This is a genomic window from Laceyella putida (assembly GCF_042665195.1).
Taxonomy (GTDB): domain Bacteria; phylum Bacillota; class Bacilli; order Thermoactinomycetales; family Thermoactinomycetaceae; genus Laceyella; species Laceyella putida.
Genome location: NZ_JBHTBW010000008.1, coordinates 31,191 through 49,378 on the forward strand (window position 1 = coordinate 31,191; position 18,188 = coordinate 49,378).

General features: G+C 45.9%; 15 protein-coding genes and 1 pseudogene. All 16 read right to left on the reverse strand.

Annotation, left to right across the window (positions count from 1 at the left end; genetic code table 11):
- Position 1: 1 nt before the first annotated feature.
- The gene (locus ACFQNG_RS03865; RefSeq protein WP_379863541.1) at positions 2–949 is read right to left on the reverse strand and encodes a sugar ABC transporter substrate-binding protein; all 948 of its coding nucleotides are present in this window, start codon (positions 947–949) and stop codon (positions 2–4) included.
- 81 nt (positions 950–1,030) lie between these two features.
- Positions 1,031–2,212: a Gfo/Idh/MocA family protein gene (locus ACFQNG_RS03870; RefSeq protein ID WP_379863542.1), complete on the reverse strand. Its 1,182-nt coding sequence runs from the start codon at positions 2,210–2,212 to the stop codon at positions 1,031–1,033.
- 78 nt (positions 2,213–2,290) lie between these two features.
- Entirely contained in the window at positions 2,291–3,286 is a 996-nt protein-coding gene (locus ACFQNG_RS03875) for a Gfo/Idh/MocA family protein (protein ID WP_379863543.1), read from the reverse strand.
- An 86-nt stretch (positions 3,287–3,372) separates the two neighbouring features.
- Positions 3,373–4,392 carry a LacI family DNA-binding transcriptional regulator gene (locus ACFQNG_RS03880; RefSeq protein WP_379863544.1) on the reverse strand — a complete coding sequence of 340 codons (1,020 nt, stop codon included), beginning with the start codon at positions 4,390–4,392 and terminating at the stop codon, positions 3,373–3,375.
- 156 nt (positions 4,393–4,548) lie between these two features.
- Positions 4,549–5,574 (reverse strand): inositol 2-dehydrogenase, encoded by a 1,026-nt coding sequence (gene iolG / locus ACFQNG_RS03885; protein WP_379863545.1) that lies wholly within the window; start codon positions 5,572–5,574, stop codon positions 4,549–4,551.
- Between the two features lie 551 nt (positions 5,575–6,125).
- Positions 6,126–6,500: a DUF779 domain-containing protein gene (locus ACFQNG_RS03890; protein ID WP_379863546.1), complete on the reverse strand. Its 375-nt coding sequence runs from the start codon at positions 6,498–6,500 to the stop codon at positions 6,126–6,128.
- Positions 6,501–6,512: 12 nt separating this feature from the next.
- On the reverse strand, positions 6,513–8,045 hold the full coding sequence (exaC, locus tag ACFQNG_RS03895) for an acetaldehyde dehydrogenase ExaC (RefSeq protein WP_379863547.1): 1,533 nt from the start codon (positions 8,043–8,045) through the stop codon (positions 6,513–6,515).
- Between the two features lie 379 nt (positions 8,046–8,424).
- Positions 8,425–9,009, reverse strand: a complete 585-nt coding sequence (locus tag ACFQNG_RS03900) for a thermonuclease family protein (protein WP_379863548.1) — start codon at positions 9,007–9,009, stop codon at positions 8,425–8,427.
- 248 nt (positions 9,010–9,257) lie between these two features.
- Entirely contained in the window at positions 9,258–9,944 is a 687-nt protein-coding gene (locus ACFQNG_RS03905; RefSeq protein ID WP_379863549.1) for a lytic polysaccharide monooxygenase, read from the reverse strand.
- A gap of 313 nt (positions 9,945–10,257) precedes the next feature.
- Entirely contained in the window at positions 10,258–11,406 is a 1,149-nt protein-coding gene (gene dgoD, locus ACFQNG_RS03910) for a galactonate dehydratase (RefSeq protein ID WP_379863550.1), read from the reverse strand.
- 24 nt (positions 11,407–11,430) lie between these two features.
- Positions 11,431–12,066, reverse strand: a complete 636-nt coding sequence (locus ACFQNG_RS03915) for a bifunctional 4-hydroxy-2-oxoglutarate aldolase/2-dehydro-3-deoxy-phosphogluconate aldolase (RefSeq protein ID WP_379863551.1) — start codon at positions 12,064–12,066, stop codon at positions 11,431–11,433.
- A 13-nt stretch (positions 12,067–12,079) separates the two neighbouring features.
- Entirely contained in the window at positions 12,080–13,030 is a 951-nt protein-coding gene (locus tag ACFQNG_RS03920) for a sugar kinase (RefSeq protein ID WP_379863552.1), read from the reverse strand.
- A 15-nt stretch (positions 13,031–13,045) separates the two neighbouring features.
- Complete coding sequence (locus ACFQNG_RS03925) at positions 13,046–13,795, reverse strand: IclR family transcriptional regulator (protein WP_379863553.1); 750 nt, start codon at positions 13,793–13,795, stop codon at positions 13,046–13,048.
- 427 nt (positions 13,796–14,222) lie between these two features.
- The gene (locus tag ACFQNG_RS03930) at positions 14,223–14,510 is read right to left on the reverse strand and encodes an MTH1187 family thiamine-binding protein (protein ID WP_379863554.1); all 288 of its coding nucleotides are present in this window, start codon (positions 14,508–14,510) and stop codon (positions 14,223–14,225) included.
- A 142-nt stretch (positions 14,511–14,652) separates the two neighbouring features.
- A pseudogene (locus ACFQNG_RS03935) lies at positions 14,653–16,347 on the reverse strand (pyruvate oxidase).
- A gap of 165 nt (positions 16,348–16,512) precedes the next feature.
- Positions 16,513–17,628 (reverse strand): IS200/IS605 family element RNA-guided endonuclease TnpB, encoded by a 1,116-nt coding sequence (gene tnpB / locus ACFQNG_RS03940; protein ID WP_379863555.1) that lies wholly within the window; start codon positions 17,626–17,628, stop codon positions 16,513–16,515.
- Between the last annotated feature and the right edge of the window lie 560 nt (positions 17,629–18,188).

The following is an 18,188-nucleotide window of genomic DNA, read 5'->3' on the forward strand; positions in this document are numbered from 1 at the left end:
CTTACTGCCATTTTTTGATATACTCATCCACATTATTTTTCGTCACTAATTCGTAAGGAATCCAGTTGAACTTTTCCACCTGTTCGCCTTTCGCCGCTTTAATGGCGGTTTCCAGTCCGCCTTTCCCCTGTCCTTTGGCATTTTGGAAAACAGTTGCTTTTAATTTTCCTTCTTTTACAAATCCCAACGCATCCGGGGTGGCATCGACACCCGCTACGATGACGTCATTCAGTTTTCCTGCCGCTTCGAGCGCCATAATGGCTCCGATCGCCATTTCATCGTTGTTGGCTACAACGGCATCAATTTTCTTGCCTGACTGCAACCAGTTTTCCATCAGATTCATGCCTTTTGCCCGATCCCATTCCGCAGTCCCTTCTAGCACAACCTTCATACCCGGATGCTTTTTAATGATTTGCTTGTTTCCTTCCGTCCTTTTAATTTGCGCCTCATGTCCCATCTGGCCATTCATAATCGCAATGTTCCCTTTTCCATTAAGGATCTTCGCCACTTCTTCCATTTCCATTAGACCGGCTTTGATGGACTCCGAACCAACATAAGCAGTCGCTTTATCCACACCTTTATATTGTCTGTTGACGACTACGATAGGCACATTGGCTTGATTGGCCTTATCAACCAAATCTGGGGCGGAGACCGTGTCAACCGGTACCAACACAATCGCGTCCACTTGCTGAAGGGTGAAGTTCTCAATTTGCGATAACTGCTTACTGGCATCATTCTGCGCATCCACATATATAACTTCCACATCTTTTTGTGTTTTTTGATATTCTTTCATTCCATCGTGCAAATAGCTCAACCACTTATCATCAAAGTCAGGAAGCGCTACACCAATGACAAGTTTGTTCCCCTTATCTGTTCCGCATCCAACAACGAATAAAGTCAAGGCAAGAATCAAGGACATGAATAGAACAATGCTCTTTCTGATTGCCATGGAAAGAACCTCCTTTTGATCATTCGTTTTTACAGTAACACTTCCTGAAAACAGCCCCGTACAGAATGAATCAAATCCACCTTAACTTCTCACATGTATCTCTTGCGAAACGCTGACCCAACTCCGTGTTTTAACGGATTGTTCCACGGCTTCCAATACCGCCTGGTTTTTAACCCCGTCTTCAAAGTTCGGTTGAGGGCTATATCCTTTGGATATTCCATTCATCAACTCGGATACGATGTTAATGAACGTATGCTCATACCCGATGCTATGCCCGGCTGGCCAATACGCCCCGGCATAGGGGTGTTCTTCTTCAGTGCAATGAATGGTTCGGAAACCTTGCGATCCCGGTTCATCATCTCCTAAATACACTTGCAATTGGTTCAAATTCTCCATGTCCCAACGCAGTGATCCTTTTTCTCCATTGATTTCGAAACGATTGCCCGCTCGATTTCCTTTGCAGAACCGTGATGATTCAAAGGTGCCCAGAGCCCCATTTTTAAAACGCGCCAAGAATGCAGTAGCGTCATCGACGGTCACTTCTCCCCACTGATCACTTTCAATTCGCCCCTTCAAATTCTCTGTCATGGAACCAAACGGACGTTTTTTGATGAAAGTTTCCATCATTCCCACCACTTCACAGAACTCCCCAACCAAGAATCTTGCTAGGTCGATGATATGAGCCCCTAAATCACCGAGCGTCCCACCCCCTGATATTTCTTTCCGCAGGCGCCAGGTGAGGGGGAAATGGGGATCCATCAACCAGTCTTGTAGGAAAGTGGCGCGAATGTGATAAATTTTTCCCAATCTTCCTTCTTCTATTAATTTTTTGGCAAATTGCACCGCCGGAGAGAAACGATAATTATGGCAAATCATATGGGTTACACCGGCTTTGTTTACGGCTTCCAGCATTCGTTTGGCTTGATCCAGAGAGAAGGCCAAAGGTTTTTCGCAAAACACATGCTTTCCTGCTTCAGCAGCAGCAATCGCGATTTCGGCGTGTGTATTGTTGGGTGTGACGATATCGATCAAATCGATATCGTCCCTTTCAATCAAGCGACGCCAATCCGTTTCCCAAGATGCCCAACCCATTTTGTCTGCTGCCGCTTTAACCCCTTCTTCATCCCGACCCACAATCACTTGCAAAACCGGAACCGCATCTAAATCAAAATAGAACGGAACATCTCGGTAGGCATGAGAGTGGGCTCTTCCCATTAACCTATAACCAACCATCCCAACCCGTATCTGTTTTTTTTGTTTCATCTTCACCCAATCCTTTTATTTTTTAGTAATACAATAAATGTAAGCGCTTTAATTGAGTGAAAAAATTTTTTCTTTCCATTAAACTCCTTGCCGGAAATCGATGCGTTTTCCGGTTTTGGCACTTTCATAAATCGCTTCCAACAATTGAATCGAACGGAATCCATCCTCAGCTGTCACTGGAGGTTGGGTCCCTTGGACAATCGCATCAATGAATAAGCGATCTTCCTCCGCATATCCCCACTTCTCTTCTATAGTCAGTTGATAAAAGTCGCTAATCCGGGCTGATTGATGCAAACCAGGGGAATACATCACTTTTTCCAATTCTTGTGTTGTGATGGTGGAATATTTCCCATAGACCTCCAAGCTCTCAAACGGAAAACTCCATCCGGCGTGAGCGTAGGTAACAAAATTGGCGACGGTTCCCGATTCAAAGGTGAGCATGATGGCAAAAGTGTCCAGTTCAGCCTCCGAGATATTTTGTCTCGCTTCGCAATAAACGGTTTGCACCTCCCCAAATAAATAACGGCTCAAATCCATGAGATGAAAAGGTGTTTCATACAGGAACCCGCCTGTAACCTGCGGATTGGAGGTCCAAGGTGGGTTTAATAACTCTCCCCGGTTCATCTTTATATTTGCCAAGTATGGAATCAGCTCCCCTGAATCGATCAATGCCTTCACTCTCTTGTAAACCGAAGCATAACGTCGGTTCATTCCCAAATTATATACCGCTTTTGATGTTGCAGCCGTCTCTTTGATTTGCTCCGCTTCCGCCAGGGAGGTGGCCATCGGTTTTTCCGAAAACACATGAATGTCATTTTGCAGGCACTTCAGCACCGGTTCCACATGCAAAGTATTGGGAGTCGTCACATATACCGCATGAACGCCAAGATCAAATAAATCTTCCACACTTCTAACGGCTTTGGCGTTTCCCGCTTCCTTCGCCATGGCAGTTGCTCTTTCTTCGGAAATATCCGCTACGCCAACAATTTCCACTCTTTCATCTTTTTTCAGGATAGAGGTGTGTACCTTCGCGATCCCTCCCGCTCCCAAAATTCCGACTTTAACTTCAGACATTTTCCGATCTCCCTCTCCCGTTATTTAGAGTACCGTCAAACGGAAAGCGCTTTACATCCTGGTTGTGAAACGCTTTCATTTCAGCTTTAGTTGCTCTGATCCTTAATTTTTGATCGATGAACACCGGTCGATTTTCGGATGATAAGCTTCGGCAACAGCACAATCCGTTGTTTTGTTTTGCTTTTCCCTTCAATCTCTTCTATGAGCAAATCGACAACTTTGGAGCACATATCTTGGATCGGTTGTCCAACGGTTGTTAAAGGGGGGTCAGTGCTCCTGGATAAAAGGGTGTTGTCAAATCCAACGATGGAAAGTTCATCAGGAATGCTTATCCCTCTTTCCCTGACAGCAAGTATAACGGAAATAGCCAATAGGTCATTACAAGCAAATATCGCGGTTGGCGGAATTGATTTATCCAGCAATTGCCCTGTGAGACGTTCCACATCTTCCGGACTGGAATCACTTATGACAATCATTTCTTCACAAATCTCCAGCCCCTTATCCTGCAACGCCTGCTTGTATCCACGAATGCGTTCCCGGCTGCTGTTGGCATCTTCCCCAATGACCGCTATTTTTTCATGGCCAAGTGATATCAAGTGGGAAGCCACTTCATACCCTCCCATAAAGTCATCGACTTTTACGCTGTTAACCGATAAGGAAGGATAAGACTCAGTAAGAAGCACAACCGGAGTCTGTTCCTCAAGCAATTCTGTGATAACCTCTTCATTGTTAAAGCGACCGGCTAAGATAAACCCATCCACACTCTTCTGTTTTAACAGTGATACGTAGAAGGCCTCTTTTTGCGTGTCAAAATCGGTACTGCAGATGACAAGATTAAAGCCCCGTTCATGCGCGCGATCTTCCACTCTGCGAGCCATCTCCGCAACGAAAGGGTTTGCCAGATCGGGTAACAGGAATCCGATCGTAGATGTGCGCTTCCCTGTTAAGGCTGATGCAAGGATGCTTGGCTTATAATTGAGTTCCTTCATCACTTTTAAAACTTTTTCTTTGGATTTCTTTCCGACTTGCTGATTATTAATCACCTTTGAAACAGTGGCTATGGAAACACCCGCTTCCTTCGCCACGTCATAGATGGTCGGTTTCATTGATTTTAGTCCTTCTTTCCACTTTCACACATTGAATATTTTCACACGATTAAATTATCTGTATATTAAGCGCTTAACATCATTCTACTCATCCACCGTAAAACAATCAAGAGGAACCTTTTCTTCGACAATTTAAATCGCTTAATATAGAAGAAATTATTTATCGACGGAATGAACGGACTCCAATTGGATCGTCGTTCCTGTCTGATAAGCCTGGGTGGCGGCTACAGCAATTTCCAGCGCTCTCTTTCCATCCCACTCATCGACCAAAGGTTTTTGGTTATTTCTTAAACACTCAATAAAAGAAACCATTTCAAGCAGGTAAGCATCCCGGAACTGAGACGGAAAATCAGGAATGATGTCATGGGTGCAACCCTTTCTCGTAAGAACCTTTATGTTATGATGCCGCAAAGAGCCGATTTGAATGGCTCCTTCCGTACCGATAATCTCAGCCCTGATATCATAGCCGTACGCCGCATTGCGACTCGCCTCGATATCGGCCGCCGCACCGGAATCAAACGTTAAATAGGTTAATGCTTGATCCACATCGTTGAATTCTGCGACATATTGCTTCTCAATCACACTTCCAAGCGCTGTGACCGACGTTGCTTCCGCACCCAAAAAGAACCGAGCTGTATCGTAATCATGAATGGAAAAATCCAAGTACAGCCCTCCACTGTGTTTAATAAAATCCGGTGGCGGGGTCTGTCCATCTCTGGTAATCCCTTTGAAATAAATTGGCTTACCGATATCGCCCGCTTCAATTCTTCTTTTCGCCTCAACATAAGCCGGATCAAACCTTCTCATGAATCCAACCTGGCAAAATACTTGATTCGTTTGGATGGCTTCGATTACCTCATCCGCTTCTTCCAACGTTTGAGTGATCGGTTTTTCAGTAAAAATGTGTTTCCCATGGGCAGCGGCCATCTTGATCATTTCAGCATGGGTAGAAGTGGGGGTAACAATGGCAACCGCATCAATATCGGGATTCTTGAACACATCATGGGGATTTTGGTGCCACATTGGCACTCCCAATTCATGCGCAACTTGTTTCGCTCTGCCTTCCAACGGATCCGCAACCGCCACTAATTCTGCACCCTTTACCCTCTGGGAAAGGTTTTCAGCATGCCAATACCCCAATCTACCCAATCCGAAAACTGCACAGCGGATTTTTTTTGACATGAAGACACAACCTCTCTTCGTTCAATTAAAATTCCTTTTCATCGGTAAGCGCTTACACTTCAACCTCACAAATACTAAAGCGCTTTACATATTCGTATTATAAATTCTATTCTCAATATATTCAATAGTTCATTTAACAGAATTGCATAAACACTATATATTAGGAATGAAAACGTTTAAACGTATTTTTTAAAATCTTACCAGTTACGCTTCAACTAGTGAATTTGAATAAAAAATCCAATGATTTGTTCTGAAGCGCTTCACGCCTTCACGAGAGGTTTTCAAAAAACTCGGTAATCGAATCAAGACAGAGGTAAAGGTAAAGACACCTCTTTCAAAAAGGTTTTTTGTCTTTTTTTATAGAATAAAATTGATCGCAATAATAAACATCGCACTTTTCCTGATATTGGAGGTTACAGAGGGACATGCTCCCCTAGTCCTATTTTTTCTGGAACGGTGCCCAAATCATGCCTGCCATTGAACTGCAACCCAAACGTAAGGGCTACTGGCCCGCCCTTAAGGCATTTTGCCAGTAGCCCACTGTGCCTGTTTTATGCAAAATCGATCGGTTCAAGCCTTTTTCGCTCATCATCCGCAAAAATCCTTGAACGGATGACAAATCTTACCCCCAACGGAATTTCCAATGAAAAAGAAGCACCGCGCCCTCGCGTCACATCCACGGTGAGTTGCGTGTGTCGCCAGTATTCGAATTGGGATTTCGACATATAAAAATCACAACCCGCGATTTCTCCCAGGCGAATGTCGTTGCTGCCCACACGAAACTCCCCTTTTTTAAAACACATGGGCGAGGAACCGTCACAACATCCTCCGCTTTGGTGGAACATCAATGGTCCATGTTGGGAGCGCAACCGTTCAATCACCTTTGTGGCCTCATCGGTGACCAACACACGTTTGACCGGTTTCATGATGACCCCACTTCAGAAGAAACCCATTGGGTTTTTATCGTAAGAGACGAGCAAGTTTTTCGTTTGGCGGTAATGCTCCAGCATCATCTTGTGCGTTTCGCGGCCGATACCCGATTGCTTATACCCTCCAAACGCCGCATGGGCCGGATAAAGGTGATAACAATTGACCCAAACGCGTCCCGCTTCAATCCGCCGCGCGATTTGGTAAGCCTGATGGACATCCCTTGTCCAAAGCCCCGCCCCCAATCCATATAGGGTATCGTTGGCTATTTCGATTAAATCGTTTTCATCCTTGAATGTGGTCACGGTTACAACGGGACCAAATATTTCCTCTTGGAAGATGCGCATGTCGTTGCTGCCCTCGAATACGGTAGGCTCAATATAATAGCCATTGGGATAAAGCCCATTTCGGTAGGGCTTCCCGCCTGTCAGGCATTTGGCCCCTTCCGATCTCCCCAAATCGATGTAGTTCAAAATCTTGTGGTATTGGTCATTTGATGCCTGTGCTCCCATCATCGTGTCCAGATGCAGCGGATCGCCCATTTTGATGCGTCTGACCCGGTTGAGTGCCCTCTCCATAAATTCTTCGTAGATCGACTCCTGGATGAGGGCCCTGGACGGACAAGTGCACACTTCGCCCTGATTCAACGCGAACATCGTGAACCCTTCCAGCGCTTTATCAACAAACTCATCATCATGGGCCAAAACGCTTTCCGTAAATATGTTGGGTGATTTTCCGCCCAATTCCAAAGTCACGGGAACAATGTTTTCCGATGCGTATTGCATGATGAGTCGGCCCGTCGTCGTTTCACCGGTAAAGGCCACTTTCCCCACGCGCGAAGAAGTCGCGAGCGGTTGTCCCGCTTCGGGACCAAAACCATTGACAATATTGAGGACACCCGGTGGCAGAAGATCGGCGACCAGTTCGGCAAACAAGAGGATGGTGACGGGAGTTTGTTCAGCGGGTTTCAAAATGACGCAATTTCCCGCGGCAAGGGCGGGAGCCAGTTTCCATGCCGCCATGAGAAGCGGAAAGTTCCAGGGAATGATTTGTCCCACCACTCCGATGGGCTCCTTGATATGCATCGATAACGTATGCTTATCAAGTTCCGACACTCCGCTTTCTTCGCCCCGAATGACGCCGGCAAAATAGCGAAAATGATCGATGGCCAGGGGGAGATCCGCATTCAGCGTTTCGCGGATGGGTTTTCCGTTATCCCAAGTTTCGGACAGGGCCAATTTTTCCAAGTTTTCTTCCAAACGATCCGCAATCTTCAACAACAGGTTGCTTCGTTCCGTGACCGATGTATTCCCCCACTTTTCTTTCGCTTCATGCGCCTTTGCCAGTGCCAATTCAATATCCTCTTTTTGTGACCGGGGCACCTGGGTAAACACGTTCCCATCCACAGGAGAGGGATTGTCGAAATACTCTCCGTTTAACGGTTTAACCCATTCACCACCGATAAAATTTTCATAGCGGGACTGATAGTGAAGCAAACTGCCTTCCGCATTGGGAGCTTTAAAATGGGACAAATTGACGCTCATTTGCATATTCCCCCTTCTTCCATAAATGACTTAAAGCGAAAAGCAAATGAATATTTCGATCATACTATTTATAATATTCAATAAACGATTGATTATCCCCTCTTTTATAAGGAGCTTTCTTTTTTGTTGTTTATCCCGATGGATGTTATACCGATTCCATGGATCCTTTTAAACATTTGATTTGGAAGAGCGAAAAAATCCCGAAACCCCTTGCTATGGTTTCGGGATTGCGACGAATGCAACATAATTCACTTATGTTATGTTGGTGCGGGAAGGTAAGTCCAAAGGCGTCTCCTGCATGCGGGACGAATACTTTTCTGCGTTCTTATGTAGCAAAATAGCTTACTGAAGGAAGTCGAAGACTACAAAAATAAAAAACTCACACAAAAGATTCCAATACTGCGCAAATCAGTTTTCCTCTGTATAATTTGAACACTCTTTCCATCCAGCTCATCATCTCAGGTTGATATCCCGTTTTTCCCACATATTTCTTATTGGCCCAAATGCCTTTTCCCCTTGCTTTCGCTTCCCGTTCCGCCTCTTTCATCATCCTTACCATGTTCGCATCGCGGTTTCTGGTATGACTCACCCGGGCCAGGCCGCGTCTAACCAATTCTTCTTGCAATAGTTTCCGGTCACAATAAACATACGCCAACAATCTTCCATAGTGGTCCCTTTTTTCGGCATCATACCCCAATTCCACTATGCGACTCTTTTTGATTTTGTATCTGGTGAATAATTTCGCCTCTTCCCCATATGGTTCCACTCCCTTTTGCGGATGGCTTGTTTCGGGGGTATCAACCAGCAAGAATCGTATCCGCTCCTCTTGGCCATTTGCAAATCGCACGCGTATCGTATCCCCATCATATACTTTCACAACGGTTACTTTCTCGATTTCCCCTATGCTGTATAGAGTCTTCTTATTGGGTAATCGCTTTCGTTTCTTTTTAAAAAGATGAACCATCTTTTCCCCTTGCTCCCTCTGATATATTATTTATGAATAGCAAACATTGTTTGCCGCAAAAAATATTTTACTATTGTTAACATATAAAAATCTACAATAAGAGTGAGCCTAAATCCAAAGGTTCGACCTGATCAGAAATGGGATAAGCGAAAAAAGCCAGAGGCGTTTTTGCCTATGGCTTTTTTTGCATCTGGCTGCTCGGGGGATGGTTCATTAACGATGTCTCATCCACAATCAATCTGATGCGGTCATCTGGCGGAAAGCGCCTTCAATATTCGCGATTTCTCTGACTCCCATGAGCTGTTGTTAACCAGATTGTTGTTAACCATCGTGCCGTTAACCAGATTCACGTCAACTGCCTGATAGAAAGCATTGGTGGTATCCGCGATTTCCCAAACGCCCAAAATCACGTGGTAGCCGGTGCGATCGGTCGGCACGTTGCATTGATGAGTCACGGTGTTCGACGGTCTTTTGCCACCATCGTAGTAATAGCAGAACTGCTCCAGATCGGAGCGGGCTATCGGCTTGTTGGGATTCCAACCTTTCTTGGTGATGTAATATTTCCATTCTCTCGTGCTGTGCGGTGCGGTCAGATACCATCTGAAGGTATTGCTGCCGCCTTGGATGGTGACTTTTTTCCAGCGAGTCGATGTTTGTGCGTAGAGTTCCGGATAACGACCGGCACCGGTGATTTGGCCATCCGGCGGGCCGGATTGCGGGAATGATCCCGGCCCTTCAACGCTCTGCGGCTCCCACTGGATCTGGCCACAATCCGTGTTTTGACCCTGCTTGCACAAATAAGCGCGGCTGGCCGGCGACTCGATATAACCGTGGGCAGAGGCGCTCTCAGCGAACACCATCGTACTCATCCCACAAGCCAAAAGAAGCGGCGATACTCTTAACAACATTTTTTTCCAGAAACGTTGTTGCGCCATGTTGCATGCCTCCCTCATCTGGAAATGATAAAATATTCTATCTATTCTTAGTTTAATCTATAATTGGTAGATTTGTCTATACCAATTCCCGCAAAATATGGCCATCATGAAGATCTCACTTTGAGAGTTGATCCATGAACCTGAAAGAGGCACGTGTCGATCTCCAAAACCGTTTACAAGTTAACATTATTTTCCACACAAACAAAAGAATCTTACGGAGATTGACCGTAAGATTCCCATATTTATTGTGACTTTATCACTTATCTTTCGCTTTCCCCGGCAAGTTTAAACATCATGTGCCCCACTTGATTCATTACCACTCCGCAACACTTCCATCACGGTGGCGCCAAATCGGATTTTTCCAATCGTGTCCCACTTCGGCCATCTTTCGCACATGCTCTTCGTTGATCTCCACGCCAAGACCGAAACCGGTTGGAATCTTTACATAGCCATCTTCATAGTGAAATACCGTCGGATCGACAAGATAATCTAACAAATCGCTGCCTTGATTGTAGTGAATACCCAAACTTTGTTCCTGAATAAAGGCGTTATGTGAGGTGGCATCCACTTGCAAACAGGCGGCCAAGGCAATCGGACCCAATGGGCAATGCGGAGCTAAAGCGACATCATATGCTTCCGCCATCGACGCAATTTTTTTGCACTCGGTGATTCCGCCGGCGTGTGACAAATCGGGTTGGATAATGTCACAATATCCATCGGCTAACAAGGTTTTAAAATCCCATCTTGAAAACATCCGTTCACCCGTGGCAATCGGAATGGAAGTGATGTGGGCAAGGTCTCTTAACGCTTCATTGTTCTCAGGCAAAACAGGCTCTTCAATAAACATTGGATGATAGGGTTCCAACTCTTTAGCCAAAAGCTTGGCCATCGGCTTATGTACACGGCCATGAAAATCAATGCCGATGCCAATTGGATTCCCTACCGCTTCCCGAATGCTGGCAACCCGGGCAATCACTTGTTCCACTTTGTCATAAGAGTCAATATATTGCAGTTCTTCAGTTGCGTTCATCTTGATCGCCGTAAATCCCCGGTCGACGACGGCCTTTGCCGCACGTGCCACATCGCTGGGCCGATCACCACCAATCCAAGAATAGACGCGAATCGAGTCACGACAGGCTCCGCCCATCAACTCATGCACCGGCGCCTTGTGGAATTTCCCCTTGATATCCCAAAGTGCTTGGTCTATTCCGGAAATGGCGCTCATCAATATGGGACCCCCGCGATAAAAACCCCCACGGTACATGACATTCCAATGATCTTCGATTTTCAGTGGATTTTGCCCAAGCAAATAGGTCATCAGTTCTTTCACTGCTGCTTCGACGGTATCCGCCCGCCCTTCGATCACAGGCTCGCCCCAACCCACGATTCCTTCATCCGTTTCAATCTCCAGGAATAACCACCGCGGTGGGACCTTAAATGTTTCAAAGCTGACGATTTTCACTTGCCTTCTCCCCTTTTTTGTTAGTTACGGTCTGACACTCCTTACGGCTTCAACAAAACTGGCCGCTTTGCCCTTAAGCTCTTCCAAATAGGGTGAATCCACTTTTGTCGTCTTGCGCACCAATGCCCCTCCCAAACCAACCGCCATCGCTCCAGCCCTAAAATAGTCAACAATATTGTCCAATGTTACCCCACCGGTCGGAATCATCGGAATCTGTGGCAATGGGTCACGTACAGCTTTGATATAAGCCGGACCCAATACATTGGCTGGGAACACTTTGACAGCATCCGCTCCGTTTTCAAAAGCGGTAACCATTTCGGTCGGCGTAAAAACTCCCGGAATGCTGATGGCGCCATAACGCTTGGTCAACCGAATCGTTTCCAGATTAAGTGTCGGAGAAAAGATGAATTTCGCTCCAGCCATAAGGGCCATCCGTGCAGTTTCCGGATCTAAAACGGTCCCGGCGCCAATCAGCATCTTCCCTGCAAACTGACGAGACGCCTGTTCAATCACGGCACCTACATCGGGGGTGTCCGCCGTGATTTCTACCGTCCGGACTCCCCCTTCGTCTAAAGCCTTGATAATCGCTAAAATATCTTCTGGCTGATGGCCACGCACAATCGCAATGATACCGCTTTCCTGAATTTGATCGAGCCGCATCCATTCACACTCCTCATCTCAATACATCTTGATTCGACTGATTGATAAAACGCTCCAGAGTCTCCCTAAGCGGAAGTCCTTCAAAATCCCCCTGAACCTCTACCACCAAGGCAGCGACAGCACAAGCCCGGCGAACGGCTTCAGCGACTGGCAAACCATCTAGCCTTCCTGACAGAAAACCCGCCGCAAAGGCATCCCCTGCACCCACCGGGTCGACCACTTGGCCTACAGGAAAACCTTCGACGTAACCGGACGATCCTTTGGAAACATAGTACGCTCCCTTCGATCCCAGTTTCACCACAACCATGGACGCACCCATATCCCGCAGGCTTTCTGCAATCTGTTCCGGTTCCTCTTCATTGACCAGTAGCCTTCCTTCGTCTATGCCAGGCAATAGAATATCTGCTTGTGCTGCAATCTCCCGCAATACTTGTTTTGCCCTCTTTTTGTCCCACAGTTTCGAACGGTAATTGGGATCAAACACAACTTGTACCCCATGCTTTTTGGCGATCTCAATCGCCTTCATCACCATTTGTCGGCAGCCTTCGCTAAGCGCTGGAGTAATACCCGTCAAATGAAGATATTTGGCTTTGGCAAGGTATGCTTCGTTCAATGTGTTTGGATTCATTCGGCTGGCCGCACTGTGGCGGCGGTAATAATAAACCCGCAATTCCCGTTTATGTAAAGGTTCCTTAATCATCAATCCAGTGGGATCTTTAGGTCGTTTCTTTACCTCGGATGTATCGATTCCCTCCCCCTGTAAAAAGGCCAAAATGGCCTCACCAAATTCATCCTGTCCGACTTGGCTCACCCACCCGACTCGGTGTCCAAGCCGGGCAAGTCCGACTGCCACATTACTTTCCGCTCCTGCAAAACTGAACGAAAAATCCTTGGCATGCCGGAGTAACCCTGTTGTTTTTGGGGTAAACAAGGCCATCGTTTCCCCGATCGTAACCACATCCACTTTTGTTGCCTCCCTTTACGCCATAAAACCCATATTTCTGGAAATCAATTTCGTCGTTTGAGTCAGATGAAAAACGATAAACTCATGTCGCTTAATCATCCGTTCTTTCGGCCCTGCCACGCTGACGGCGGCGATCACCTGGCCATTTGCCTCAAACACGGGTGCCGCAATGCAATAAAGCCCTTCCTCATTTTCCCCATCATCCGTGGCATAGCCTTGCTCTTTGTAATGTTCCAACAAGCGTTCAAACTCTTCATGATCGGTCACGGTATTTTCAGTCAACGGAACGAGTGGTGTATGCGCTAACATTTTTGCCCGTCTCTCTTTCGGCAAAAAAGCGAGTATCGCCTTACCCAAGCCTGTGCAATACATCGGTTTGCGTGACCCGATCTGTGCGGTGGTCCGGATCGACCGATTATTATCCACTTTTGCCACGTAAACCATTTCGCCATCCGATAAAATGGCCATAAACACCGTCTCTTCCACTTGCTCCATCAACCGCGTCAAGGGTAAACGGGCATCGCGGGTTAAATCCATCGACTCCATGGATCGGGTCCCCAGTTGAATTAACTTGGGCCCCAGCTTGTACTTTTTCAGTTCCGCAAGCGATAGATATCCACGCTCATATAGTGTCTTCACTAAATGAAATGTACTACTTTGCGGGAAATCTAAAGCGTTCGCAATTTCCTTAATGTTTAATCCTTGCGGATGATCCCGCAGTAATTCAAAGATCTCCAACACACGGACAGCAGATTTTACTGACATCTCAACCTCCGGATTTACATATGTGAATTAATTTTTTATATGTGAATTTGTGTAGGTATCATAACACCGCTTTCATTTCAATTCAAGATGAAAAAACACAAAAGAAAAAATATAGCCTAAATCAACTAAAAAAATTAAACCTACACCAAATTCCACATTTTTGATGTGGTACTTATGACTGTTGATCGAAATCCAATACTCATATTAATGTTAGAATGTATTGATTATAATATATTCAAATGAATATTTTGATGAAAGTTTTGTGGAAGATCGCCGCTCCGTTCGCCTGCCGAGACGATTATTAAACTGTATAACAAGCTCCTCATCGATTCATATACATGAAGATAGCCACCCTCACTTCAGGTGGCTATCTTCCCTCGTTCATTCTCACTAAAAGCGACAGAAAGCACGAACAAGCTGTTTATCCTTATTGAACGACTTGGATTTGTTGGAGCATATTCACTTTTTTATCAGTCCGGTCATCAATGCTGATATTGGTAATGACACGATTTACCCCATTAGCCATCGCATTTTGGTGAATCTGTTTGGCAATGTCCATCAATTGATTGATATCGCCTTCGATCACTGTTGCTGTCGGCGTAACCTGATAGTTTAACCCGTTTTGCTCAATCAGATTGACCGCATTGGTAACATAAGAACTGAAACTCGCTGTATTGGTGCCGACAGGAACCACACTGATTTCGAGTAATGCCATAACTGCCACCTCTTTTTTTCGGTTATTTGATTCATTTACCACTCGTTCTACAATTCGCTCTCATCCCTATCCCACCGCTCATATTTATAAGTTGTACCGGAAGAGAAAAAATTATGTGCACATTGATGCAGGGGTTATTTTGTCAGAGAGGCGGCAAATCCAGCTTCCCTTCCTCAAACAGGCTTTTGAACATGTGTTTGGCGTAACCGGCCGCTTGACCAAATGTGATCTTGGCGGGCATCGGAGCTTCGTTGGGATCGACGACACAGTCGATGATGCAAGGCTTTTTAAGGGAAACCGCTTTTTGGAAAGCGGGAAGTAGTTCCTCATGTGATTCAACTCGCAAGCCGACACCGCCACAAGCTTCGGCAAACTTGGCAAAGTTGGGATTGGTCAACTCCGTCCCGTATTCAATATTGCCCATCACCTCTTGTTCAAACTTGATCATCGCGATTTTATGGTTGTTTAAAACTACAACAATGATGGGCAATTGGTATTTGACTGCCGTAAGAAAATCATTCATTGTCATTCCAAAGCCACCATCGCCGCAGACGGCAAACACTTGCTTGTCCGGATAAGCGATTTGACCGGCGATGGCCCCCGGGAGTCCACACCCCAGCGTGGCTAACCAACCAGAGATGATAAAACGTTGGTTGGTCATATGAAAATGGCGGGCCACCCATACGGTAACGTTGCCGACATCAACGGAAAGAATCGCATCATCATGGGCCACCTGCTGAAGAGCATGAATAACCCGTTGCGGCTTCAGCGGAAGAAAGGGTTCCGCTTCATGTTTGCTCAGTCTCTCTTTCCATTCCTCCATCAGTGTTTGATGATGGTTGAGAAAACTCCTGTTTTCGTTGCGCGACAAGTGATCGGTGAGCCACCGCAAGGTGTAATCCGCATCTCCGGCAAGCCCAACATCGACCGGATATCGTTTGCCTATTTGGGTAGGGTCGGTATCGATATGAATCGTTTTGCAGTCGACGGGCAAAAAGCCGGTGAATGGAAAAGAGGTTCCTACCATGATCAAGGTATCCGCATGTTGCATCGCTTCATAGGAAGGACGTGTTCCGATCAGGCCCAATCCTCCCAAGCACAGGGGATGATCATCAGGAACCACTCCTTTGCCTGGTAGGGTAAGGACAATCGGGGCAGCCAGTACATCGGCAAAGGAGAGAAGAGCGTCGCGCGCGTGACGGGCACCCTTACCTGCGAGGATGACCGGACGTTCAGCCTGTTGCAATAAGTGAATGGCCTGCCGCAAGTCCCTTTGTGGCGGAATGATTTCCGGCTTGGCGCATAGAGGTGTGGTGATGCGAGCTTTCGCTTCCACTTCAAACTTGGGAATATCGTCAGGCACAGTGAGCACAGCCACCCCTTGTTTGGCATAGGCGGTGCGAATGGCCTGGTTTACCACCGCGGGCAGTTGCTCAGCTGACATGATCCGTTGATTATAAACGGCGACATCATCAAACATCCGTTCCAAATTCACCTCTTGAAACGAATCAAGCCCAAAGAGATCTGTCTCCACTTGTCCGGTGATCGCCAACACCGGGGCATGGTCTAACTTGGCATCATACAGTCATTTAAAAGATGGATCGCGCCTGGTCCCGCTATCGCCATACATACACCGAGTTTTCCCGTTAATTTGGCATAAGAGGCGGCAGCGAGCGCACCCGCTTCTTCGTGGCGAACCTGAATAAACTTGATCTTATCTTGCCCGTAGCGATTCGATGAGCGAATTAATGGAGTCACCGGGCATCCCATAAATATGGTCCACTCCCCATTCAATTAACAGATCGATCAACATATCGCCAGCCGTTTTGCGAAACATGACACCTCTCCTTTCATCCAACTTTTTCTATAGTGTGGCCTTCAACGATTCTGTCCATGTAGGAAAGGTGCGTACGAAGCAAATTTGTCGAGATTGACCACTCCCCCTGCCTAAAGTCAGGGGATTCTTGGGTAATCCCTTCCACCGAAGGGAACTTAACCAAGCTTAGACCGCCAGCCCAGCGGCAATGAGTCTTAAACCTTCTTGTAAAATGTTTATCGATGCGTTGATATCTCTGTCATGGTTTGTGTGACACTCTGGGCATGTCCACTGTCTGAGGTTGAGACTTTTTACGTCTTTATTTCTGTAGCCACAGTTGGAACATCGTTGGCTGGATGGAAAAGTTTTTCCGACTTTGACCATGATTCTTCCATACCATTTGGCCTTATACTCCAGAATGGATACAAATTCAGACCATGATGCATCGGTGATTGATTTAGCTAAATTGTGGTTTTTAATCATGTTTTTTACCTGTAAGTCTTCCAGACAGATGACTTGGTTTTCGCGAATCAGTTTAGTAGACAGTTTATGTAAAAAATCATGTCTTGCATTAACAATCTTTTCGTGGATTCTAGAAATCTTGATCCGTGCGTTGTTCCAATTGGAACCGCCTTTTTGACGGCGTGATAGGATTCGTTGCCATCTAGCTAATTGTTTTTCATACTTTCTGAAGAACTTGGGTGCACTGATTTTTCCACCATTCGAGAGGATTGCGAACTCTTTCAAGCCGAGATCGATACCAACCGCTTTCCCTTTATCTACTCGAACATATGGGCAAAAGTTCATTACACATAGGATGGAAACAAAATATTTACCCGATGGGTTGCGGCGGATCGTGGCAGAAAGTATTTTTCCTTCCACTTCACGGGATTTAGCAAATTGAACCCATCCCAGCTTAGGGAGTTTTATTTTATTTCCATCTATTTTGATGTTTTGGTTTATACATTGACTGGTATAGGATTGGACTTTGTTCCGTTTGCTTTTTAAACGTGGACGGTCATTCTGCTTTTTGAAAAAGCGTTTAAATGCATCGTCCAGATGCTTCAATGCATTTTGAAGTGAAGTGGAATCCACTTCTTTTAACCACACGAATTCCTTCTTTAATTGCGTGAGATGAGAAGAGCAAGCATGGTACGTTAATCCCTTTCCTGTTTGCTTGTATGCTTCATTCCACTTGGTTAAGAAGTGGTTAAAAACAAACCGACTACAACCCATTGACTTATTAATGAGTGTGGTTTGTTCTTTCGTTGGGTAGATACGAAACTTAAACGCTTTGTGCATTTGCTTTTCACCTCCTTTTCCTATATTAAATACGTGAATACATGATTGGGCAAGGAGGAAAACGAATGGCACGAAAGAAATTCACCACTTCTTTAGATGAAGAAGTGATTAAGCAATGAAAGCTACAAGCTGTTAAAGAGAATACAGATGCCAGCAAGATTATTGAGAAGTTAGTCAAAGAACATTTACAAAAATTGTCGGATTTACGAGAGGGTTAAAACCCTCCCTTGTCCGACGCTCGCTCTCATCCCCATAACTGAAGCTAGGGGTTTTCTCGCTCGCAAAGATATAAAAAATAAAAGAGGCCAGTTGGACCTCTTATAGCAATGAGGGAATTCCTTACGCAATATGCCGCATTGGCATCCAGCATAAAAATATCCGCCTAGTGGTCTTTGAGCAGACGGCGGTGTTTTGGCCTCCTATTCCCTCACCGCCCCGGTCTTTGCCATGGTCCGGGTATCTGTCCCGGCACTTGTTGGGGAGGCCATCCGGCGGACATTGCGGGATGTAAATCCAAACCGGATACCACACTGAGCATCATTCCTTTGCTCCATTTTCCG